Consider the following 20,363-nt stretch of genomic DNA (forward strand, 5'->3'; position numbering starts at 1 on the left):
CGCAGGTCGCCCCGGCCCCTGTGAGACCATATCGCCGGGGCCGGCATGGCCCGAGCAGACGAACCGGAAAAGGCACGAAGCATGGCGGCTTACGAATACGAGACACATGATTATGACGTGGTTGTGGTGGGCGCGGGCGGCGCGGGGCTGCGCGCGACGCTGGGCATGGCGGAACAGGGGTTGCGCACGGCTTGCGTGACCAAGGTGTTCCCGACGCGCTCGCACACCGTGGCGGCGCAGGGCGGCATCGCGGCCAGCCTTGGCAACATGGGGCCGGACAGCTGGCAGTGGCACATGTATGACACGGTCAAGGGGTCGGACTGGCTGGGCGACACGGACGCGATGGAGTACCTGGCGCGCGAGGCGCCCAAGGCGGTTTACGAGCTGGAGCATTACGGCGTGCCGTTTTCGCGTACCGAGGAGGGGCGGATCTATCAGCGGCCCTTCGGCGGGCATACGACCGAGTTCGGCGAAGGCCCCCCGGTGCAGCGGACATGCGCCGCCGCCGACCGGACCGGCCACGCAATTTTGCATACGCTCTACGGGCAAAGCCTGAAGAACAACGCCGAGTTCTACATCGAGTATTTCGCCATCGACCTGATGATGAGCGAGGACGGTCAATGCACCGGCGTCGTCTGCTGGAAGCTGGATGACGGCACGATCCACGTGTTCAATTCCAAGATGGTCGTGCTGGCCACGGGCGGTTACGGACGCGCCTATTTCAGCGCGACGTCCGCGCATACCTGCACCGGCGACGGCGGTGGCATGGTGGCGCGCGCGGGCCTGCCGTTGCAGGACATGGAGTTCGTGCAGTTCCACCCGACCGGGATCTACGGCTCCGGCTGCCTGATTACCGAAGGCGCGCGCGGCGAGGGCGGCTATCTGACCAACAGCGAAGGCGAGCGGTTCATGGAGCGCTACGCGCCCAACTACAAGGATCTGGCGCCGCGTGATTATGTCAGCCGCTCGATGACCATGGAGATCCGCGAAGGGCGCGGCGTGGGCGAGCACGGCGATCACATCCACCTGAACCTCAGCCACCTGCCCGCCGAGGCGCTGAACCTGCGCCTGCCTGGGATTTCCGAGAGCGCCAAGATCTTTGCCGGGGTGGACGTGACCAAGGAACCGATCCCGGTGCTGCCGACCGTGCATTACAACATGGGCGGTATCCCGACGAACTATTGGGGCGAGGTTCTGAACCCCACCAAGGACGATCCGCACGCCGTGGTTCCGGGCCTGATGGCCGTGGGCGAGGCGGGCTGTGCGAGCGTGCATGGCGCGAACCGGCTGGGCTCGAACTCGCTGATTGACCTCGTGGTGTTCGGGCGGGCCGCGGCCATTCGCGCGGGCAAGGTGGTGAACCCCGAGAGCGCCGTGCCGGCGACCGACGCGGGCGAGGTGGACAAGGCGCTTGACCGCTTCGACCATTTCCGCCACGCCGATGGCGGCACGCCCACCGCTGAGTTGCGGCTGGAGATGCAGCGCACCATGCAGGAGGATGCGGCCGTGTTCCGGACCTCCAAGACCCTGTCCGAGGGTGTCAAGAAGATGGATGCGATCGCGGCCAAGCTGGACGACCTGAAGGTCACCGACCGCAGCCTGGTGTGGAACAGCGACCTGATGGAGACGCTGGAGCTGACCAACCTGATGCCCAACGCGCTGGCCACCATCGCCGGGGCAGAGGCGCGCAAGGAAAGCCGCGGCGCCCACGCGCACGAGGATTTCTCGAAGCGCGACGACGAGAACTGGCGCGTGCACACGGTTGCGCGGGTGGATGGCAAGTCCGTGGATCTGAGCTATCGTCCTATCATCGAGGACCCGCTCACGACCGAATCCGAGGGTGGGATCAATTTGAAGAAGATTGCACCCAAGGAAAGGACATTCTGATGAAAGCCATACTGAGAACCGCCGCCGCGATTGGCGGCCTGACCGTGCTGGCAGGCGCGGCGCAGGCCGTCGACACGACGCCCGCGAACGTGGATCGCGTCGTGCAGGCGTGCTTTGCCGAGGTCAGCCCCGAGGGGTCCTACGTGACGAACGTCCGGGGCGACGACGTGATCATGACGCCCGTGCGCGGGTCTGGCGCGTCGCATTACGAGGCGCAGGCGCTGACCAGCTGCATCGCCTATCGTTTTGGGGCGTCGACGGTCACCGCGGCGGCGAATCCGAACCGCTATATCTCGGTCAGCGAGCAGCGCAGTGCGATCCTTGACTGCAAGCACAAGTTCGGCATTGGCGGCGGTGTCCGCCTGGGCGGGCAATGGCAGGAGATCCCGATCGGTCAGCAGACGCGCATCTGGATCGTGCCGCATGGCCGCGTCACCGCCGAGGCAGCGAACCGGATCAATGCCTGTGCCGACCAGGCGCTGGGCCGGGGTGGCAGCCCGGTGGTCAAGGTGACCGGCGTCGCGCGCAAGGCGGGGCCGTGCCCGAAACATGCGCCTGTTATATACGGCGGCTCGCAGTACTGCATCGGCAACCCCTACTGATGCCCAAGGCCGCCACGCATATCACGGCAAAGCCTGCCCGTCCGGCGGGCTGGCCGCGTGCGCGGGGGCGGCATTACCTGGATGTGCTGGAGGTGTTGCACCGGACGCGCGCGCCGGAATGGTACCTGGAGATCGGCGCGGGGCGGGGGCATTCGCTGATGCGGTGCCCGGGCAAGGCCATCGCGGTGGACCCGGATTTTCGCCTGGGGGGCGACGTGATGGGCGACAAGCCCGCGCTGCATCTGATCCGACAGACCAGCGGCGACTTCTTTGCCAGCGGGCAGGCGCATCAGATTGCGCCGCGCATCGACATGGCGTTCATCGACGGGATGCACCTGTTCGAATACGTGCTGGACGATTTCATCGCCACGGAAAAGCTGTGCCATCCCGAGGCGGCGATTCTGCTGCATGACCTTGTGCCGTTCTCGCCCGCCGCCGCCGAGCGCGACTGGGACCCAGAGCGCACCAAGGGCTGGTCGGGCGACGTGTGGAAGATGACGCTGATCCTGCGCGAATACAGGCCCGAGCTGGCATTTGACGTGCTGAACCCACGGCCCTGCGGGCTGGGGATCGTGACCGGGCTTGACCCCGAGAACCGGGTTCTGGAGGACGCGCGCGACGAGATCGTGGCGAAGTTCATGGACCTGACGATCGAGGAGTTCGGGCCCAAGAACCTCAAGCAGATCATGCAGATGCGCAAGGTCGAGGACGTGCTGCCGGAGCTGACGGGACTGGAGGCGGCGGAATGAGATGGCTTGCCATTCTTGCGCTGCCGCTGCTGCTGACGGGGTGCGACGCGGCCAATGACGCCGCCGACGCCATCGCGCGGGACCGCGCCAAGACGGTGGTCAACGGCATCGTCGCGCGGCGCTTTCCGGGTGTCACCGTGGCGCCGGTCACCGACTGCATCATCGACGCGGCCTCGGCCGGGGAAATCATCACCATCGCGCGCGATTCCGTCGGCGGGGTCCAACCCGCGACGGTCGAGCTGGTGGTGGACATCGCGAGCCGGCCCGAGTCGGTTCAATGCATTGCTGAAAACGGTCTGGTCCTGCTGGGCCGCTGAGAGAGGACACGTAAATGGTACAGCTGACGCTTCCGAAGAATTCCCGGATCACCAAGGGGAAGACGTGGCCCAAGCCCGAAGGCGCCAAGAACGTGCGCAAGTTCCAGATCTATCGCTGGAACCCGGATGACGGGAAGAACCCGCAGGTCGACACCTATTTCCTCGACATGGACAAGTGCGGGCCGATGGTTCTGGACGCGCTGATCAAGATCAAGAACGAGGTCGACCCGACGCTGACCTTCCGCCGGTCCTGCCGCGAGGGGATCTGCGGGTCGTGTGCGATGAATATCGACGGGATCAACACGCTCGCCTGTATCTACGGGCTGGACGAGGTGAAGGGCGACGTGAAGATCTATCCCCTGCCGCACATGCCGGTGGTCAAGGACCTGATCCCGGACCTGACGCATTTCTATGCCCAGCACGCCAGCATCATGCCGTGGCTGGAGACCAAGACGAACCGCCCCGCCAAGGAGTGGAAGCAGTCCATCGAGGACCGCGAAAAGCTGGACGGCCTGTATGAATGCGTGATGTGCGCCTCCTGCTCGGCGGCCTGCCCGAGCTATTGGTGGAACGGTGACAAGTATCTTGGACCGGCCGCCCTGCTGCATGCCTATCGCTGGATCATCGACAGCCGGGACGAGGCGACGGGCGAGCGGCTGGACGATCTGGAGGATCCGTTCAAGCTCTATCGCTGTCACACGATCATGAACTGCGCCAAGACGTGCCCGAAGGGGCTGAACCCCGCCAAGGCGATTGCCGAGATCAAGAAGATGATGCTCGAGCGGGCCATGTGATGAGCAAGCCGCGTCCCGAACTCGATTTCAAGTCGAAGGAAGAGTTTCGGGACGTGTGCCGCCACTTGTCGGGGCGGCTGCATTACCTGAACCGGACGGCGATCGGGGAAAGCAAGTTCGTCAGCGAACTGGCCGGGCTGGTCGAACGGGCGGGCAAGGTTTTCGACGACCATTACGACGACGAGGATGTCTTCGCCGCGTTTGGCGATGGCTGGGAACAGGGGACCTTGTCGCGCGACGAGCGGCGCCTGGCGCTGTTCGGGTTGCTTTATCCAGAGGTCGGCTCGGACAGGTCCTGATCGAGCAGGGACAGCAGATCGGTGATCCGGTCCAGCTGCCCCGGCTTGGCGCGGGGCGCGAGAAACGCATCGAGCGCGGCATCGCGGGTCTGGACCATGGCGACCAGCGTCGCGCGGCCCGTCTCTGTCAGGTGCACATGCTTGAGCCGCTTGTCGCTGGCATCCGCGACGCGGCGGATCAGCCCGTCTTTCTCCATCCGGTCCAGCAGGCGCGAGACGCCGTATTGCGGCAGCATCAGGCGGTTTTCCAGGGATCTCGCCGTTTGGCCTTCGGGCCTCGCATCGAGCGCGGCCAGCGCGTCCAGCACGTCGAGCGATGGCAGGCCTTCGGCCTTGAGCGCCGCGTCCAGGTGGCCCTGAAGGCGGCGATGGCTGCGCGACAGGACCTGCCACGCGGAAAGGTTCTGGGGTGTTCTGCTCATGGTCCGAGCCTAAATGCAGGTGCATCTGGGGGGCAAGGGGGGCGCAGGCCCCACTGCACGAAATCTGCGCAACCGGGGCGGGGGCGTCTGCACGAACGCCTGCGCAAAACGGGGGCATCGGAATATAAAATGAGAGGACATTCCAATGCTGCGTTCCCCCGGATTGCGGTTCATCATCGTGGGCCTGCTGGTCTTGCTGATGACCATACCTGTGTTTTTCGTCGGTGCGATCATCGACAGCCGTGCGGATTACAACCGCCAGACCATCGCCTCGGTCGGTCAGGAGTGGGGCGGGCAACAGTTGCTGTCCGGCCCGGTCCTGATCATCCCGGTCGAGGAGACGGTGATGGTGCGCGAGCGCGAGGAGGTAATCGACCCCCTGACCGGCGAGCAGAAGCTGGATGGCGACGACCAGCCTGTGTTTCGCTTCAAACAGGTGGAGCGGACGCTGCGGCGCGATCCGGTTTATGTCTATCCCGACACGTTGGACCTGGAGATGTACAAGACCACGCAGGAACGCAGCCGGGGAATTTTCTCGGTCCCGGTCTATACCGCCAAGGCGGAAGGCGCGTTCGATTTCAACGCCGCCGAGGCAGAGGAGGTGCTGCGCGGTGAGGAGGTTCTGCTGTGGGACGAGGCGGAGGTGCGGGTTTATGTGAGCAGTAACCGCGCGCTGCGGGGTGAGACGCGTTTGATGGCCGATGGCCGCGCGCTGGAGATGGAGCCGGTGGCGAGCGAGAACCGCTATATTGGCGGGCTGCGTGCGCCGACGGGGGACCCGCGAGAGATCGGGGCGTTCGATCTGAAGATGGGGCTGAACGGGGCCGAGGCGCTGTCGTTCACGCCTGTGGGGCGCGAGACGCGGGTGACGCTGACCTCGGACTGGCCGCATCCCGAGTTTCAGGGCGCGTTCCTGCCCGACAGCCACGAGGTGCGCGAGGACGGGTTCGAGGCCAACTGGGTGATCCCGCATCTGGCGCGCCCCTTGCCGCAGGTCAGCCGCGAGAACCAGAACGAGGTCGCGCGGAGCACGTCGAGCTTTGGCGTCGGGCTGTATCAGCCGAATGATTTCTACCAGAAAGCCTATCGCGCGGCGCGGTATGGCATCCTGTTCATCGGTCTGACATTCCTGACGATTTTCCTGGTCGAGGGGCAGACGAAGCGCCCGACGCACCCGGTGCAGTATATCCTGATCGGGCTGGCGCAATCGGCGTTCTTCCTGCTGATGCTGGCGCTGTCGGAACAGGTCGGGTTCGGGTTGGCCTACCTCGTGTCCGGGGGCGCGACCGTGGGTCTGGTGACGGCCTTCGCCGCGACGGCGCTGAAGCTGGGCCGCCGGACGCTGGTGGTGGGGGCGATGCTGGCGGTGCTTTACGGTGTGCTGTACCTGATCTTGCGCAGCGCGGATTACGCCCTGCTGGCCGGGTCGATCCTGCTGTTCGCGGCCATTGCGGGCACGATGTTCGCCACGCGGAACGAGAACTGGTACGGCGAGCCGCGCACCGGGCCGCGCCGGGGATGGTTCCGCAAGGCGGCGCCGCAGCCGGAAGCACCACAGCCCGCAAGCTGACGCGACGTTTCCTTCCATGATGCGGGGCGGCCGGGTTAGGCTGCCCCGCAAGCGTGGGAGGAGATGATGTTGAAGACCGATGTCGCGATCGTGGGCGGCGGGCTGGCCGGCCTTGTGGCTGCGCATGAGGCGGTGAAGCGCGGGCGCAAGGTGGTGCTGCTGGACCAGGAAGGGCCGCAATCCCTGGGCGGGCAGGCGTTCTGGTCGCTGGGCGGTCTGATGATGATCGACACGCCGGAGCAGCGGCGGATGGGCATCCGCGATAGTCGCGATCTGGCGGCGCAGGACTGGATGGGCAGTGCGCAGTTCGACCGGCCCGAGGATGCCAACCCGCGCCGCGTGGCCGAGGCGTATCTGGATTTCGCGGCGGGACCGATGCGGGGGTATCTGCACGGTTTGGGGATGCGCTGGTTTCCCGTGGTCGGCTGGGCCGAGCGGGGCGGGGGGAAGGCGGATGGACATGGCAATTCGGTGCCGCGCTTTCACGTCACCTGGGGCACCGGGACGGGTGTTGTGGCCCCGTTCGTGCGGCTGGTGCAGGAGGCGGAGAAGGCAGGGAAAATGCGCTTTGCGTTCCGGCATCGGGTGACCGGGCTGGACGTGACCGATGGGCGGGTGACGGGGTTGCACGGGGATGTGCTGGCCGAGGATGACGCGGTCCGCGGCGCGTCCACCAATCGCGAGGTGACGGGGCATTTCGAGATGCAGGCCGAGAGCGTGATCGTCGCCTCGGGCGGGATCGGCGGGGACCATGAGAAGGTGCGCAAGCTGTGGCCCGTCGACCGGCTTGGGCCTGCGCCCAAGGGGATGGTCGCGGGCGTGCCGGATTACGTCGACGGCCAGATGCAGGACGTGGCCAAGGCCGCCGGGGCCGGGGCGATCAACGAGGACCGGATGTGGCACTATTGCGAGGGGCTGAAGAACTGGGACCCGATCTGGCCCAACCACGGGATTCGCATCCTGCCAGGGCCGTCCTCGATGTGGTTCGACGCCAAGGGTGTGCGGATGGAGGCGCCGTGCCTGCCCGGATTCGACACGCTGAGCACGCTGAAGCGTATCCTGTCCACGGGGCATGAGCATTCGTGGTTCATCCTGACGCAGAAGATCATCGAGAAGGAATTCGCGCTGTCCGGCAGCGAGCAGAACCCGGACCTGACCTCGGGCAAGTGGCGCGAGGTGCTGAAGGAGCGGCTGGGCAAGGGCGCGACGGGCGCGGTGGAGGCGTTCAAGGATCACGGTGAAGATTTCGTCGTGGCAAAGGATTTCGATGCGCTGGTGACAGGGATGAACGAGATCACGCCGGAGTTGCCGCTGGATGCAGGAGCATTGCGGGCGCAGGTGGCGGCGCGAGATGCGCAGCTGGCCAACCCGTTTGCCAAGGACGCGCAGGTGATCGCCATAAGGCAGGCGCGGGCCTATCGCGGTGACAGGCTGATCCGCACGGCGAAACCGCACGCCATTCTGGATCCCGCCAATGGCCCGCTGATTGCCGTGCGGCTGAATATCCTGACGCGCAAGTCGCTGGGCGGGTTGCACACCGACCTGAAGGCGCGGGTGCTGCGCCCGGACGGTAGCGTGCTGGACGGGCTTTATGCCGCCGGAGAGGTCGCGGGGTTCGGCGGCGGAGGGTACCACGGATACAACGCGCTGGAAGGGACCTTCCTTGGCGGGTGCATTTTCTCGGGGCGTGCGGCGGGGCGAAGCGCCTGAAACTGATGTAGTGAAAACACAGTTCGAATCGTGCGGAAAAAATATTCGGCCGGCTCGCAAAAACTCTTGCGCGACTCAGGGTTTGGCCCCATGTGCACGCTAAGACGCCAACGCACGCGCCTCTGTCCCGAAGGCACTGACCAAAGCGGTTACGTAGCGACGGTAACGTCTCTGAACTGAACCTCGCGGCCCTTGCCGCAATGTGCCTTTTGGAGATGTCCATGACCGCTTTCGTCACCGACCTGTCGGGTGATTTCCGCCATGCTTGCGCCGCCCGTATCGAGGGCTTTCTGCGTACCACCACCTTTGACCGCCCGACGCTGGTGATCGACACCGACGTCGTGTTGCAGAACTATCGCGCGCTGGTGCAGGGGCTGGGCGACGCGCATATCCACTATGCCGTCAAAGCCAACCCCGAGCCGCAGGTGATCGAGGCGCTGGTCAACGAGGGCAGCCATTTCGACGCCGCCAGCCGCGGCGAGATCGAACTGTGCCTGTCGCAGGGGGCAAAGCCCGAGGACATCTCGTTCGGCAACACCGTGAAGAAACCGGGTGACATCGCGTTCGCGTACAACGTGGGCGTGACGCTGTTTGCCGCCGATGCCGAGGAAGAGCTGGACAAGATCGCGGAGCACGCGCCGGGCGCCGAAGTCTACATTCGCCTGATCGTCGAGGCGTCGGGTGCCGACTGGCCGCTGACTCGCAAGTTCGGCTGCGCGCCGGGTCATGCCGTGGTGCTGATGGATTACGCCGCATCGCTGGGCCTGCGCCCGGTGGGCGTGTCGTTCCACGTCGGCAGCCAGACCCGCGAGACCGCCATGTGGGCGCCGGTTCTGGACCGGATCGCCGATGTGTGGCGTGCGGCGCAGGAGGCTGGCCACAAGCTGGACCTGCTGAACATCGGCGGCGGCTTCCCGGCCTTCTATGGCGAGGACATCGCGGCGCCGGCGATCTATGCCGCCCAAGTGCGCGAGATGGTGGCCGAGCGGTTCGGCGACGTGCCGCGCGTGATGGCAGAGCCGGGCCGGGGACTGGTGGCCGAGGCCGGCATGATCGCCGCCGAGGTCGTGCTGGTGTCGCGCAAGTCGCCCGATGACCTGCACCGCTGGGTGTACCTGGATATCGGCATGTTCTCGGGCCTGGCCGAGACCATGGACGAGGCGATCCGCTATCAGTTCGTGACCGCCCGTGACGGCGAGCGCACAGGCCCCTGCATCCTGGCCGGACCGTCCTGTGATTCGGCGGATGTGCTGTATGAAAAACGCATGATCGACCTGCCCCTGGGCCTGAAATCGGGCGACCGGGTGTTCATCCGCAGCTGCGGTGCCTACACCTCGTCCTATTCCAGCGTCGGCTTCAACGGCTTCCCGCCGCTGGACGTGGTCGTGCTCTGAACTGCCCCCCGATCCGGGGCGGGCCGGTTGGCCTTGCCCCGCGGGACAGTGTAAGACCCACGACATGTTCATTGTCGTGGGTCTTGTCATTGCGTTCATACTGGTGGCGATTTATGCGCGTCCCGCGATGCGCAACTGCCGCTGGCGCGAGGATCGTGGCGCATCGACCCCGTCGCAGACCGCGTTTCGCTGTGCGTTCTGCGGGGCGCGGGCCTTTACATCGGATGGCAAACCGCCTTTGGATTGCATGAGGAACACGCCGCAATCCTGAGGACCCCATGCCGGAACCAACCGATGCCGATGTGCGCCGGGCCGTGAAGCCCGTCGTCTGTTATCCCAACGACACGCTGCCCGTGCCGGACCTGGAGCTGTACCGTGCCGCGCGGGACGGCGCGGAGAAGGTGGGCGAGGTGATCGCCGCGCCGCGGGAGGCCGCCTGCTTTCGCGTGGCGAAGGGGCAGTTCTTTCGAATCACCAGCGTGGATGGCCCGCAGGTGGGAGACCTGAACCTGTGGAACGCGAATGACCTGGGCGAGCGGTTCTATTCGGGCAAGTCGCGGGCGCTGCATGGCACGCACCTGACGACGGGCGAGCGGATGTGGTCGGGCTTCCCCTATCTGAGGCCCATGGCGACGATCGTGGAGGATACGCTGGACTGGTACGGGATCGACGCGTACGGCGGGTCGGTGCATGACGTGATCGGCACGCGCTGCGATCCCTATACTGGCAACCTGCTGGCTGGGTCGCAGTATCACCACTGCTGTCATTCCAACCTGATCCGGGCGGTGGCCGACGAACTGGAGGTGTCGCTGGAGGAGGCGGAGCCGCTGGTGCATGACGTGCTGAACGTGTTCATGTGCACCGGGTTCACGCGGGACACGGGCCAGTATTTCATGAAGGCCAGCCCGGTGCGGCCGGGCGATTACCTGGAGTTCTTTGCCGAGATCGACCTGCTGGGGGCGTTGAGTGCCTGTCCGGGCGGGGATTGTTCGGCGGAGCATTCCAGCGACACGGCGGCGTGCTATCCGCTGAAGGTCGAGGTGTTCGCGCCGGAGGAAGGCGCCTTGGGCGATTGGGTCAGCCCGCCGGTGAACGGGTATGACGGCAGCCACGGGAGGTAGCGGGATGGACCGGGTCGAGGGCGGGTGCCTGTGCGGGGCGGTGCGGATCACGGCGGAAGGCCAGCCCGACCGGGTAGGGCTGTGCCATTGCATGGACTGCCGCAAGCATCATGGTGCGGTGTTCTTTGCAGCCGCGATCTTTCCCGAGGACGCGGTGACGATTCGCGGCGAGACGCGGGCCTGGGAGGGGCGGCATTTCTGTCCGCGCTGCGGCGGGTCGGTGTTTTCCGTCAGCGACGGCGAGGTGGAGGTCCACCTTGGGGCGCTGGATGAACCAAACGTGTTTAAGCCGACCTATGAGCTTTGGACCGTGAGGCGGGAAAAGTGGTTGCCGGAGGTGCCGGGCATGGCGCGGTTCGAGCGGGATGAGACGTAGTTTCGTTTGAATTTATAACCAAGGCGTTAACGGTGCGCTCCGCGCGGAATCGAGGCGCGCTTGCGCGCCGCCGCGCGATCGCCAGACCGCCCCCCGGGCTGGCGATTGAGTGACGTCGGTGCGCCTATCTGATGTATTGCGGCTGTGGCAGAGATAAAGTGCCTTGAATGACCGTCGGATCGCCAGCCCGCGGTCTGGCAATCGCGCGGCTCCCTACCGTGGGGTCGCCTGCCCGCGGTCTGGCGTTCGCGCGTCTCCCTAAACGTCGGCTCGGCCAAACGAAAAAACCCCGCCGAGGCGGGGTTCGTTCAGCAGAACCGGATCGCGGTCTCAGCCCTGGCGGGCCTTGAAACGCTTCTGGGTCTTGTTGATCACGTAGACGCGGCCTTTGCGGCGCACGACGCGGCAATCGCGATGGCGGTTCTTGAGCGAACGCAGCGAGTTCCGGACTTTCATCACTCGTCTCCAATGTCGTGGCGCGAGGCGCCGGGTTGCGGGTGCACCGGCACAGCCGGGCAGTGAATATGGTGGGCGATACAAGGATCGAACTTGTGACCCCTTCGATGTCAACGAAGTGCTCTACCGCTGAGCTAATCGCCCTGATACCGGAATGGCATGGCCCCCAACGAATAGGGGCGCGGGAAACCGCGCCGGTGAGGCGTGTCTATAAAAGCAGTCGGGAAGGGGATCAAGGGCTTTTAGAACCTGATTTTCAGACTATGATACTTTGACAAGGCGTTTCGCGGTAAGCCTGCTTTGCATAGTGTCGCGAAACGCAGCACGACAGCCAAGCGTTGCGCGCGTTTCGCCTTTTGCCGATGACTTGGGGTCAATGGCGAAACGCTTTGGGAGAGAGAATGCCGAAAGCCGCGTTTACCCTTTCACATCCAGAGCGTCGCACGACCTCGGTGGTGTTCGCGTCGCCCCATAGCGGGCGGGATTACCCGTGGTCTTTCGTGCGGCGCACGAACCTGAACGAGTTGAGCGTGCGAAGCTCCGAGGATGCTTTTGTCGACGATTTATTCGAGGCCGCGCCGCGCAACGGGGCTCCGTTCATCAAGGCGGGCGCACCGCGGGCGTTCGTGGACCTCAACCGTTCGACCGAGGAACTGGACCCGGCGCTGATCGAAGGGGCGCGGCGGACGGGGCACAACCCGCGCGTGGCCTCGGGCCTGGGGGTGATCCCGCGGGTGGTGGCCAATGGCAAGGCAATCTATTCAAGCAAGATCACGATGGACGAGGCGCAAAGGCGCATCGACGCCTATTGGCGGCCCTACCATGCGGCGCTGAAAACCCAGCTGGATCAGGCGCTTGGACTGTTCGGACAGGCGATACTGGTCGATTGCCACTCGATGCCGCACGAGGCGATGGATGCCGTCGCCCGCAGCGGCGCGCGGCGCCCCGAGGTGGTGCTGGGCGACCGCTTTGGCGCGGCGGCGAGCGACGAGGTGGTGGACCGGATCGAGGCGGCGTTTGCTGCCGCCGGGCTGAAGGTGGCGCGCAACGCGCCCTTTGCCGGGGCCTATATCACGCAGCATTACGGCCGCCCGCAGGAGAACCGGCACGCGGTGCAGGTCGAGATCGACCGGGCGCTTTACATGAACGAGCGGCTGATCCGGCCCAACGGCAATTTCAAGGCGTTCAAGGCGCTGCTGGAGGGCGTGATCGCCGAGATAGCCGAGGTCGGGCGGCCCGAGCCGCAGCAGCTGGCGGCGGAGTAGGCGAATCAAGGGTTAACGCCTTGGCGCGCGGGAAAACGGACCGTCGGTAACGCGTCGGTATTCGGGTGGTATGGCGACGGTGCGATTCTCGCGGGAGGCCGGGTTGACGCGCCGGACGGTGCCGGACCCGGCGAAACGTTTCAGTACCGTCTCGTATAGGTGAAATGCACCTCTTCGTCGGTCGTGGTGTCGGTGACGGCGAAACTCACGTCCGAGCGATCCGCGAAATCGTAGCGGGCGGCGAGTCCGTAGGCGGAGGTCGTGCTGTCGCGCGTGACCTCGCCGAATCCCGAGAGGGTCAGGTCGCGCCAGAGATTGTAATTCACGTCGAACGCCACTGCGTCGGGGCGCTGGTTGGCGTCGGGGTGCAGGAAGGCGGCGCCGATGTCGAACCGCCCGTCTTGCCAGCGGGCGCCGATCTTGGCGTTGATGCCGTCGAAATGATCCTTGGGGTCCCAGACGCCCTCGATCGCGGCGGCGAAGGTCATGGCCTGCGCCCGCCATTCGGCGGAGCCGGCGGCGGAGCGGAAATTGCCGTCGCTGGCATCGAGCAGCGAGACGGCCCAGGACGTGTCGCCGGTGGTGTCGCCATAGGACACGCCCACGGGCACGGAGTTGAAGCGCAGCGCCTCGGTCGTGGCGCGGGCGCGGGTGTATTCGGCGCGGGTCTCGGCGATGGAGGCTGCGGTGAAATCGAAGGGCGAAATCAGCACCCGGTCATAGGTCGGTTTCACCACGCCCAGCCGGAAACGGTCGTCATAGACGAAGGCGGCGTAGGTTTCGTGCGGGCGGTCGCCCTTGTAGTAATAGCCGAAGGTGCCGAATTCGAACGCCACGGGGCTGTCGGCGACGTCGAAGAGCGTGAAGGTCAGCATCGCGTCGACGCGGGACATGAAGGCGTTGTCTTGGATGCTGTTGGCGCCGACCGAGATGTCGCCGGAGAAATCCACCCAATCGGCGGCAGCGGCGACATCGGGGCGCAGGCCGGTGGCGCAGAGCGCGAGCGCGGCAAGGCGGGGCAGGGGGCGGGTCAAAGTACGTTTCATGGCCGAAGCAACGTGGCACGGGCCGGAAAGTTGCACGAGCGACAACGCGCGGCGTCGATGTGATTTTCCGGCCACAGGGGGTTGCCGGTAACACTCTGCTTTAAATAGAAAAACTCTGCTCAGCGCAGGGAGCGGCCCTTGAGGATGGCGTCGGCGCCGAAGCGGGCGCGGATTTCGTCCGTGGCGCGTTCGGCGCGGCCGCGCTGGCGGGCCTGCGGGTCGAGCAGGTCGCCCGACGCCTCGGCGGCGGTTTCGGGCACGAGATCGGACAGCCCGACGCCCAGCAGGCGGTAGGGCTTGGTGTGATCGACCTGGTCGAAAAGCGCGCGGGCGGTGCGGTAGAGCGTGTCGGCCAGTTGCGCCGGGTCGCGCAGCGAGACGCGGCGGGTGAGCAGTGAATGGTCGGAACGCTTGAGCTTCAGCGTCACCACGCGGCCCGCAAGATGCTTGGCCTTGGCGCGGTCGGCGACCTTTTCGGCCATGCGCCAGAGATGGCCATCGAGGATGTCGGCGCTGGCGGTGTCCTCGCGGAAGGTGGTTTCGTTCGAGATCGACTTCATCGGGCTGTGGGCCGAGACGCGGCGGTGATCCTGCCCACGGGCGAGGTTCCAAAGCCGCTCGCCCATCGAGCCGAAGCGGGCCACGAGATCTGTCTTCTCCCAGCGCAGGAGGTCGGCGAAGGTGCGGATGCCCGCCGCATCCAGCGAGGCGCGCGCCGCCTGGCCCACGCCCCAGATCAGGCTGACGGGTTTGTCGCGCAGGAAATCGGCGGTCTCGGCGCGGCCGATGATGGAAAACCCGCGCGGCTTGTCGAGGTCCGAGGCGATCTTGGCGAGGAACTTGTTGTGCGACAGGCCGATGGAGCCGGTGAGGCCAAGCTCGTCCTTCATCCGCTTGGTCAGGCGGGCCAGCATCACGGCGGGGGGCGCACCATGCAGGCGGGCGGTGCCGGTCAGGTCGAGAAACGCCTCGTCCAGCGACAGGGGTTCGATATCCGGCGTCAGGTCCTGCATCATGGCGCGGATCTGGCGCGAGACCTGGGCGTAAAGCTCCATCCTGGGCTTGATGATGACGGCGTCGGGGCAGAGTTTCAGCGCCTGGAACATCGGCATGGCCGAGCGCACGCCGCGGATGCGGGCGACGTAGCAGGCAGTGGAGACCACGCCGCGCCGGCCGCCGCCGATGATGACGGGCTTGTGCGCCAGTTCGGGGTTGTCGCGTTTCTCGACCGAGGCGTAGAACGCGTCGCAATCCATGTGCGCGATGCTGAGCTCGAAGAGTTCCGGATGCGACAGCACGCGCGGGCTGCGGCAGGCGGGGCAGCGCGCGCCGGTGTCAAACCGGGTCAGGCAGTCGCGGCAGAAGGCGGGCATGGGCGGGGCTGCGTCCGGGGTTGCGATGTGGTTATTGTAAGGCCGCGGCGCGTGAGGGAAAAGACGGTATGAGCGAACAGAGGTTCGAGGGCACCAAGCTGGCGCTGTTTCTGGGCAAGCGGCTGGCGGTGATCGAGCGCGACCATGCGCCCGACATCCCGTGGCCGGGTTTCCTGGACCTGCCCGGCGGCGGGCGCGACGGCGCGGAAAGTGCCGAGACCTGCGTGCTGCGCGAAACGCGCGAGGAGCTGGGGCTGGTGCTGGAGCCCGGCGTGCTGCGCTGGCGGCGGTTCTACGCGGGGCCCACGCCGATGTGGTTCTTCGTGGCGCATTGCGAGGCGGCGCTGGCCGACGAGGTGGCGTTCGGCGACGAGGGGCTGGGCTGGTGCCTGATGCGGCCCGAGGATTACGTGGCGCACGACAAGGCCGTGCCGCATTTCGCCCAGCGGGTGGCGGAGTACCTGGCGGGGTAGCGGGGGCGGCTTGGGTGGCGCGATGGTGGGTTTCACCCACCCTACGTCAGGCTATGTCGTTCAGGATGGCCTGGGTGGCGGCGCGGGGGTCTTCGGCGGCCCAGACCGGGCGGCCCACCACGATGTGATCGGCGCCGTCCGACAGGGCCTGTGCCGGGGTGGCGACACGTTTCTGGTCGCCCAGTGCCGCGCCGGCGGGGCGCACGCCGGGGGTGACGATCAGCTTGCCCGCGGCCTCGGGCAGGGCGCGGATCATCGCGGCCTCCTGCGGGGAGGCGATGACACCGTCGGCCCCGGCCTCGAGCGCGCGGGCGGCGCGGGTGGCGACGATATCGGGGATGTCGCCGGGCGCGATCAGCGACGCGTCGAGATCGGCGCGGTCGAGGGAGGTCAGAACGGTGACGGCGAGGATCTTCATCGGTTTGCCTGCAGCACCTTCGCGGGCGGCGCGGACCACGTGGGGGTCGCCATGCACGGTAAGGAAGTCGAGGTCGAACTGCGCCAGCCCGCGCACGGCGTTTTCCACCGTGGCGCCGATGTCGAAGAGCTTCATGTCGAGAAAGATACGCTTGCCGTGATCCTGCTTGAGCTCGTTGGCCAGCGCGAGGCCGCCGCCGGTCAGCATCCCGAGGCCGATCTTGTAGAATGACACCGCGTCGCCGAGCGTTTCGGCCAGGTGCAGACCTTCGAGCGCGTTCGGCAGGTCGATGGCGACGATCAGGCGATCATCGGCGGGCAGGTCGGATCTGAGCTGGACGGGTTCGGGCATGGGCGCAACCTTTCGCGTCGGGTCGCGCCCTTGTTGCGGGCCGGGGCGGCGGCGTCAAGCCTGTTCGGCAGAGCGCGGCCAGGCGTTTTCGGCGACGATGACGGCCTGCGGGGTGTTGCGAAACTCGGGCATCCGCCGCACTTGGCGCAGGGCATCCTGGACCAGGGCGCGGGTCACGATAGCGGCCTCGGTCAGGTCGCCGAGAACCGTGGGCGGCATGGCGGAGGCGCGCAAGCTGAGGGAGCCTTTGTTGCCCTGCAGCAAAACCGTCGCGACATGGGCACCTGAATGTGGCGAAACAGCGATATTCTCCAAGGAAATCCGCTCGATCTTCATAACACACCTCACTATGCAACTGCAGCGAGGATGCCTCATCCGGCCACGGTTTGCGAGGGGAAATTGGTTAACGGACGCCCCCTCGCAACTTTATGCCTGTTTATCAGGCGGCGGCGGCACCTTGCGCGGCTTCGGGCAGGGACGAGCGCAGGTCATGGGCCTTCTGCGTGTGGCGCAGGCTGGCCTTCTGCGTCAGGCCGCGGGCGATCAGCGCGTATTCGGCGTTGAGCGGGGCCTTGAGGTGGACGGGGTAGCGGAAGATGTGACCGGACTCGTGGATACGAACGGCCGCCTCGAACGCTTCAAGTTCGGGGTTGTAGCGGATTGCGTCGAATTCAAGCTTCTCGATCTGCATTGGTCTGCTCCTGTTTTACGAGTTACCTAAGTGACTTAGCCTGTGGATAACTGTCTCATTAACGTTTGGTCGGTCGAAAAAGTTGCAAGGTTCACAATTTCTGTTGAGCGGGTTGTCGCCTATGTCGTGTCTTCAAGCGGCTTTTGCCACAACATCTGGTTGCAGCTTTCGCGATACGAACAATTTACAGGGCCGCCTTGACGCTCACGCGCCTGTTACCCATCTAAAGGTCTGAGGTTCCCGAAGCCGTACGCCTAATGCTGGGTGCGCCACCGGGATAACGCTTGTTAAAAAGGAGAGACGGGATGGACTTGTCGAAGTTCACCGAGCGGTCGCGCGGTTTCATTCAGGCCGCACAGACGATCGCGATCCGGGAAAGCCACCAGAAACTGGCGCCCGAGCATGTTCTGAAAGCACTGATGGACGACCCCGAGGGGATGGCCAGCAACCTGATCAAGCGGGCGGGCGGCGAGCCGGCGCGCGTGGTGCAGGCGCTGGACCTGAGCCTTGGCAAAATCCCGAAGGTCAGCGGCGATTCGGGCCAGATCTACATGGACGGCCAGACCGTGAAGCTCTTGGACGAGGCGGGCAAACTGGCCAAGAAGGCCGGTGACAGCTTCGTGCCGGTCGAGCGCCTGCTGACCGCGCTGGCAATGGTGAAGAGCCCCGCCAAGGATGCGCTGGAGCAGGGCGGGCTGAGTGCGCAAGCCCTGAATGAGGCGATCAACGACATCCGCAAGGGGCGGACGGCGGATTCGGCCAGTGCCGAGGACAGCTATGAGGCGCTGGAGAAATACGCCACGGACCTGACGCAACGGGCCGAGGACGGCAAGATCGACCCCATTATCGGCCGCGACGACGAGATTCGCCGCGCCATGCAGGTACTGAGCCGCAGGACCAAGAACAACCCGGTCCTGATCGGCGAGCCCGGGGTCGGCAAGACCGCGATTGCCGAGGGGCTGGCCCTGCGGATCGTCAATGGCGACGTGCCCGAAAGCCTGCAGAACAAGAAGCTGCTGGCGCTGGACATGGGCGCGCTGATCGCAGGTGCGAAATATCGTGGCGAGTTCGAGGAGCGGTTGAAGGCCGTTCTGAACGAGGTCACCGATGCGGCCGGGGAAATCATCCTGTTCATCGACGAGATGCACACGCTGGTCGGCGCGGGCAAGGCGGATGGCGCGATGGACGCGGCCAACTTGATCAAGCCGGCACTGGCGCGGGGCGAGTTGCACTGTGTGGGTGCGACGACGCTGGACGAGTATCGCAAGCACGTGGAAAAGGACGCGGCACTGGCGCGGCGGTTCCAGCCGCTTGTGGTCGAGGAGCCGACGGTCGAGGACACGATCAGCATCCTGCGCGGCATCAAGGAGAAGTACGAGCTGCACCACGGCGTGCGGATCTCGGACTCTGCGCTGGTGTCGGCGGCGACGCTGAGCCATCGGTATATCACCGACCGCTTCCTGCCGGACAAGGCGATCGACCTTGTGGACGAGGCCGCGAGCCGGTTGCGCATGGAAGTGGACAGCAAGCCCGAGGAACTGGACGCGCTGGACCGCGAGATCCTGCAAAAGCAGATCGAGGCCGAGGCCCTGAAGAAAGAGGACGACGCCGCCAGCAAGGACCGGCTGGAGAAGCTGGAAAAAGAGCTGGCCGACATGCAGGAGAAATCCAGCCAGATGACGGCGCAATGGCAGGCCGAGCGTGACAAGCTGGCCAGCGCCCGCGACCTGAAGGAACAGCTGGACCGGGCTCGGATCGAGCTGGACCACGCCAAGCGCGAGGGCAACCTGGCCAAGGCCGGGGAGCTGAGCTATGGCGTCATTCCGCAGTTGGAAAAGCAGCTGGCCGAGGCCGAGAAAGCCGAAGAAGACGGCGTGATGGTCGAGGAGGCCGTGCGGCCCGAGCAGATCGCCCAGGTGGTCGAGCGCTGGACGGGGATTCCGACGGCCAAGATGCTGGAAGGCGAGCGTGAGAAGCTTCTGGGCATGGAAGGCAACCTGCACCGCCGGGTGATCGGCCAGGATGCCGCCGTCAAGGCGGTGGCCAATGCCGTGCGGCGGGCCAGGGCGGGGCTCAACGACGAGAACCGTCCCCTGGGCAGCTTCCTGTTCCTGGGGCCGACCGGCGTGGGCAAGACCGAGCTGACCAAGGCCGTCGCCGAGTTCCTGTTCGACGACGACAGCGCGATGGTGCGGATCGACATGAGCGAGTTCATGGAGAAGCACTCGGTCGCCCGTCTGATCGGCGCGCCTCCGGGCTATGTCGGGTATGACGAGGGCGGCGTGCTGACCGAGTCGGTGCGGCGGCGGCCCTACCAGGTTGTCTTGTTCGACGAGGTCGAGAAGGCGCATCCGGAAGTCTTCAACGTGCTGTTGCAGGTTCTGGACGACGGTGTGCTGACCGACGGGCAGGGCCGGACGGTCGATTTCAAGCAGACGCTGATCATCCTGACGTCGAACCTGGGGTCCCAGGCGCTGAGTCAGTTGCCGGAAGGGTCCGATGCGGCGCAGGCCAAGCGCGACGTGATGGACGCGGTGCGGTCGCATTTCCGGCCCGAGTTCCTGAACCGGCTGGACGAGATCGTGGTCTTCGACCGGCTGAACCGCGACCAGATGGACGGGATCGTGGATATCCAGATGGCCCGGCTGCTGAAGCGGCTGGCCGCGCGGAAGATCACGCTGGAGCTGGACGACGCGGCGCGCAAGTGGCTGGCGGATGAAGGCTATGATCCGGTCTATGGCGCGCGTCCGCTGAAGCGGGTGATCCAGAAGGCGTTGCAGGACCCGCTGGCCGAAGGCTTGCTGGCCGGGGATATCCTGGACGGATCGAGTGTGCCGGTGACCGCGGGCTCTGAGGGGTTGATCATCGGCGAGCGCGTCGGGTCGACCAACCGCGAGCGGCCGGACGATGCCGTGGTGCATTGAGCGCGGTAAATGACAGTTTTGCCCCCGCCGGAGAGATCCGGCGGGGGTTTTCGTTTTTTGGGCGCCTTGCAAAGGTGGGTTGGAAACCCACCCTACGAGGTCCCGGATCGGGTCCGGGACGGGTG

At 65.8% G+C, this 20,363-nt stretch carries 21 protein-coding genes and 1 tRNA gene; 14 read left to right on the forward strand and 8 right to left on the reverse strand.

Annotated features, from left to right (window positions below; translation table 11 throughout):
• Positions 1-81 precede the first annotated feature (81 nt).
• Genes sdhA through FIU85_RS12860 form a run of 6 tightly spaced genes read left to right on the forward strand, consistent with a single transcriptional unit; the run spans position 82 to position 4,648 of the window.
• On the forward strand, positions 82-1,887 hold the full coding sequence (gene sdhA, locus FIU85_RS12840) for a succinate dehydrogenase flavoprotein subunit (protein WP_152498251.1): 1,806 nt from the start codon (positions 82-84) through the stop codon (positions 1,885-1,887).
• Entirely contained in the window at positions 1,887-2,489 is a 603-nt protein-coding gene (locus tag FIU85_RS22045; RefSeq protein ID WP_172978882.1) for a hypothetical protein, read from the forward strand. Before sdhA ends, FIU85_RS22045 begins: the two co-directional genes overlap by 1 nt.
• Complete coding sequence (locus FIU85_RS12845; protein ID WP_172978883.1) at positions 2,489-3,238, forward strand: class I SAM-dependent methyltransferase; 750 nt, start codon at positions 2,489-2,491, stop codon at positions 3,236-3,238. The genes FIU85_RS22045 and FIU85_RS12845 overlap by 1 nt, the downstream gene beginning before the upstream one ends.
• Positions 3,235-3,555 carry a succinate dehydrogenase gene (locus FIU85_RS12850; protein WP_152497165.1) on the forward strand — a complete coding sequence of 107 codons (321 nt, stop codon included), beginning with the start codon at positions 3,235-3,237 and terminating at the stop codon, positions 3,553-3,555. The genes FIU85_RS12845 and FIU85_RS12850 overlap by 4 nt, the downstream gene beginning before the upstream one ends.
• A gap of 14 nt (positions 3,556-3,569) precedes the next feature.
• Complete coding sequence (locus FIU85_RS12855; RefSeq protein WP_152494033.1) at positions 3,570-4,349, forward strand: succinate dehydrogenase iron-sulfur subunit; 780 nt, start codon at positions 3,570-3,572, stop codon at positions 4,347-4,349.
• On the forward strand, positions 4,349-4,648 hold the full coding sequence (locus tag FIU85_RS12860; RefSeq protein WP_152497166.1) for a hypothetical protein: 300 nt from the start codon (positions 4,349-4,351) through the stop codon (positions 4,646-4,648). Before FIU85_RS12855 ends, FIU85_RS12860 begins: the two co-directional genes overlap by 1 nt.
• On the opposite strand, the gene FIU85_RS12865 is transcribed toward FIU85_RS12860, so the two are convergent.
• Positions 4,618-5,070, reverse strand: a complete 453-nt coding sequence (locus FIU85_RS12865; protein ID WP_152497167.1) for a MarR family winged helix-turn-helix transcriptional regulator — start codon at positions 5,068-5,070, stop codon at positions 4,618-4,620. The genes FIU85_RS12860 and FIU85_RS12865 overlap by 31 nt on opposite strands.
• A 145-nt stretch (positions 5,071-5,215) precedes the next feature.
• On the opposite strand from FIU85_RS12865, the gene creD reads away from it, so the two are divergent.
• From creD to FIU85_RS12895, 5 genes are all read left to right on the forward strand, one after another.
• Positions 5,216-6,640: a cell envelope integrity protein CreD gene (gene creD, locus FIU85_RS12870; RefSeq protein ID WP_152497168.1), complete on the forward strand. Its 1,425-nt coding sequence runs from the start codon at positions 5,216-5,218 to the stop codon at positions 6,638-6,640.
• A gap of 66 nt (positions 6,641-6,706) precedes the next feature.
• A complete protein-coding gene (locus FIU85_RS12875) occupies positions 6,707-8,350 on the forward strand; it encodes an FAD-binding dehydrogenase (RefSeq protein ID WP_254702899.1) in 1,644 nt (547 codons plus the stop codon).
• Between the two features lie 215 nt (positions 8,351-8,565).
• The gene (locus tag FIU85_RS12880; protein ID WP_152497170.1) at positions 8,566-9,744 is read left to right on the forward strand and encodes a type III PLP-dependent enzyme; all 1,179 of its coding nucleotides are present in this window, start codon (positions 8,566-8,568) and stop codon (positions 9,742-9,744) included.
• A 278-nt stretch (positions 9,745-10,022) separates the two neighbouring features.
• The gene (locus tag FIU85_RS12890; RefSeq protein ID WP_152497171.1) at positions 10,023-10,865 is read left to right on the forward strand and encodes a DUF1989 domain-containing protein; all 843 of its coding nucleotides are present in this window, start codon (positions 10,023-10,025) and stop codon (positions 10,863-10,865) included.
• A 4-nt stretch (positions 10,866-10,869) separates the two neighbouring features.
• Entirely contained in the window at positions 10,870-11,241 is a 372-nt protein-coding gene (locus FIU85_RS12895; RefSeq protein ID WP_152498252.1) for a GFA family protein, read from the forward strand.
• A 330-nt stretch (positions 11,242-11,571) separates the two neighbouring features.
• Here FIU85_RS12895 and ykgO read toward each other — a convergent pair whose 3' ends face one another.
• Entirely contained in the window at positions 11,572-11,697 is a 126-nt protein-coding gene (gene ykgO / locus FIU85_RS12900) for a type B 50S ribosomal protein L36 (RefSeq protein WP_025058716.1), read from the reverse strand.
• A gap of 69 nt (positions 11,698-11,766) precedes the next feature.
• Positions 11,767-11,841: transfer RNA gene (locus FIU85_RS12905), tRNA-Val, on the reverse strand.
• 257 nt (positions 11,842-12,098) lie between these two features.
• Between FIU85_RS12905 and FIU85_RS12910 the strand changes: the two genes are divergently transcribed.
• Positions 12,099-12,962 carry an N-formylglutamate amidohydrolase gene (locus FIU85_RS12910; RefSeq protein WP_152497172.1) on the forward strand — a complete coding sequence of 288 codons (864 nt, stop codon included), beginning with the start codon at positions 12,099-12,101 and terminating at the stop codon, positions 12,960-12,962.
• Between the two features lie 140 nt (positions 12,963-13,102).
• Here FIU85_RS12910 and FIU85_RS12915 read toward each other — a convergent pair whose 3' ends face one another.
• Both FIU85_RS12915 and FIU85_RS12920 read right to left on the reverse strand, forming a co-directional pair.
• Positions 13,103-14,008, reverse strand: a complete 906-nt coding sequence (locus FIU85_RS12915) for a hypothetical protein (protein ID WP_152497173.1) — start codon at positions 14,006-14,008, stop codon at positions 13,103-13,105.
• A 119-nt stretch (positions 14,009-14,127) separates the two neighbouring features.
• Positions 14,128-15,381, reverse strand: a complete 1,254-nt coding sequence (locus FIU85_RS12920; protein WP_152497174.1) for a DNA polymerase IV — start codon at positions 15,379-15,381, stop codon at positions 14,128-14,130.
• A 68-nt stretch (positions 15,382-15,449) separates the two neighbouring features.
• On the opposite strand from FIU85_RS12920, the gene FIU85_RS12925 reads away from it, so the two are divergent.
• Entirely contained in the window at positions 15,450-15,854 is a 405-nt protein-coding gene (locus FIU85_RS12925; RefSeq protein WP_152497175.1) for an NUDIX hydrolase, read from the forward strand.
• 46 nt (positions 15,855-15,900) lie between these two features.
• Here FIU85_RS12925 and pyrF read toward each other — a convergent pair whose 3' ends face one another.
• From pyrF to FIU85_RS12940, 3 genes are all read right to left on the reverse strand, one after another.
• Complete coding sequence (gene pyrF / locus FIU85_RS12930) at positions 15,901-16,623, reverse strand: orotidine-5'-phosphate decarboxylase (RefSeq protein ID WP_152497176.1); 723 nt, start codon at positions 16,621-16,623, stop codon at positions 15,901-15,903.
• Positions 16,624-16,677: 54 nt separating this feature from the next.
• A complete protein-coding gene (locus FIU85_RS12935; RefSeq protein ID WP_152497177.1) occupies positions 16,678-16,959 on the reverse strand; it encodes a hypothetical protein in 282 nt (93 codons plus the stop codon).
• Positions 16,960-17,062: 103 nt separating this feature from the next.
• On the reverse strand, positions 17,063-17,314 hold the full coding sequence (locus FIU85_RS12940; protein WP_152497178.1) for a hypothetical protein: 252 nt from the start codon (positions 17,312-17,314) through the stop codon (positions 17,063-17,065).
• Positions 17,315-17,619: 305 nt separating this feature from the next.
• Here FIU85_RS12940 and clpB point away from each other — a divergent pair, with 305 nt between their 5' ends.
• Complete coding sequence (gene clpB, locus FIU85_RS12945; RefSeq protein WP_152497179.1) at positions 17,620-20,238, forward strand: ATP-dependent chaperone ClpB; 2,619 nt, start codon at positions 17,620-17,622, stop codon at positions 20,236-20,238.
• Positions 20,239-20,363 lie beyond the last annotated feature (125 nt).

Origin of the sequence: Roseovarius sp. THAF8 (assembly GCF_009363735.1) — a bacterium.
In the GTDB taxonomy this organism is placed as follows: Bacteria; Pseudomonadota; Alphaproteobacteria; order Rhodobacterales; family Rhodobacteraceae; genus Roseovarius.

Bases quoted from the DNA above. Each gene is read 5' to 3' on its own strand.
- sdhA (WP_152498251.1), top strand. From the start codon at position 82: ATGGCGGCTTACGAATACGAGACACATGATTATGACGTGGTTGTGGTG.
- FIU85_RS22045 (WP_172978882.1), top strand. From the start codon at position 1,887: ATGAAAGCCATACTGAGAACCGCCGCCGCGATTGGCGGCCTGACCGTG.
- FIU85_RS12845 (WP_172978883.1), top strand. From the start codon at position 2,489: ATGCCCAAGGCCGCCACGCATATCACGGCAAAGCCTGCCCGTCCGGCG.
- FIU85_RS12850 (WP_152497165.1), top strand. From the start codon at position 3,235: ATGAGATGGCTTGCCATTCTTGCGCTGCCGCTGCTGCTGACGGGGTGC.
- FIU85_RS12855 (WP_152494033.1), top strand. From the start codon at position 3,570: ATGGTACAGCTGACGCTTCCGAAGAATTCCCGGATCACCAAGGGGAAG.
- FIU85_RS12860 (WP_152497166.1), top strand. From the start codon at position 4,349: ATGAGCAAGCCGCGTCCCGAACTCGATTTCAAGTCGAAGGAAGAGTTT.
- FIU85_RS12865 (WP_152497167.1), bottom strand. From the start codon at position 5,070: ATGAGCAGAACACCCCAGAACCTTTCCGCGTGGCAGGTCCTGTCGCGC.
- creD (WP_152497168.1), top strand. From the start codon at position 5,216: ATGCTGCGTTCCCCCGGATTGCGGTTCATCATCGTGGGCCTGCTGGTC.
- FIU85_RS12875 (WP_254702899.1), top strand. From the start codon at position 6,707: ATGTTGAAGACCGATGTCGCGATCGTGGGCGGCGGGCTGGCCGGCCTT.
- FIU85_RS12880 (WP_152497170.1), top strand. From the start codon at position 8,566: ATGTCCATGACCGCTTTCGTCACCGACCTGTCGGGTGATTTCCGCCAT.
- FIU85_RS12890 (WP_152497171.1), top strand. From the start codon at position 10,023: ATGCCGGAACCAACCGATGCCGATGTGCGCCGGGCCGTGAAGCCCGTC.
- FIU85_RS12895 (WP_152498252.1), top strand. From the start codon at position 10,870: ATGGACCGGGTCGAGGGCGGGTGCCTGTGCGGGGCGGTGCGGATCACG.
- ykgO (WP_025058716.1), bottom strand. From the start codon at position 11,697: ATGAAAGTCCGGAACTCGCTGCGTTCGCTCAAGAACCGCCATCGCGAT.
- FIU85_RS12910 (WP_152497172.1), top strand. From the start codon at position 12,099: ATGCCGAAAGCCGCGTTTACCCTTTCACATCCAGAGCGTCGCACGACC.
- FIU85_RS12915 (WP_152497173.1), bottom strand. From the start codon at position 14,008: ATGAAACGTACTTTGACCCGCCCCCTGCCCCGCCTTGCCGCGCTCGCG.
- FIU85_RS12920 (WP_152497174.1), bottom strand. From the start codon at position 15,381: ATGCCCGCCTTCTGCCGCGACTGCCTGACCCGGTTTGACACCGGCGCG.
- FIU85_RS12925 (WP_152497175.1), top strand. From the start codon at position 15,450: ATGAGCGAACAGAGGTTCGAGGGCACCAAGCTGGCGCTGTTTCTGGGC.
- pyrF (WP_152497176.1), bottom strand. From the start codon at position 16,623: ATGCCCGAACCCGTCCAGCTCAGATCCGACCTGCCCGCCGATGATCGC.
- FIU85_RS12935 (WP_152497177.1), bottom strand. From the start codon at position 16,959: ATGAAGATCGAGCGGATTTCCTTGGAGAATATCGCTGTTTCGCCACAT.
- FIU85_RS12940 (WP_152497178.1), bottom strand. From the start codon at position 17,314: ATGCAGATCGAGAAGCTTGAATTCGACGCAATCCGCTACAACCCCGAA.
- clpB (WP_152497179.1), top strand. From the start codon at position 17,620: ATGGACTTGTCGAAGTTCACCGAGCGGTCGCGCGGTTTCATTCAGGCC.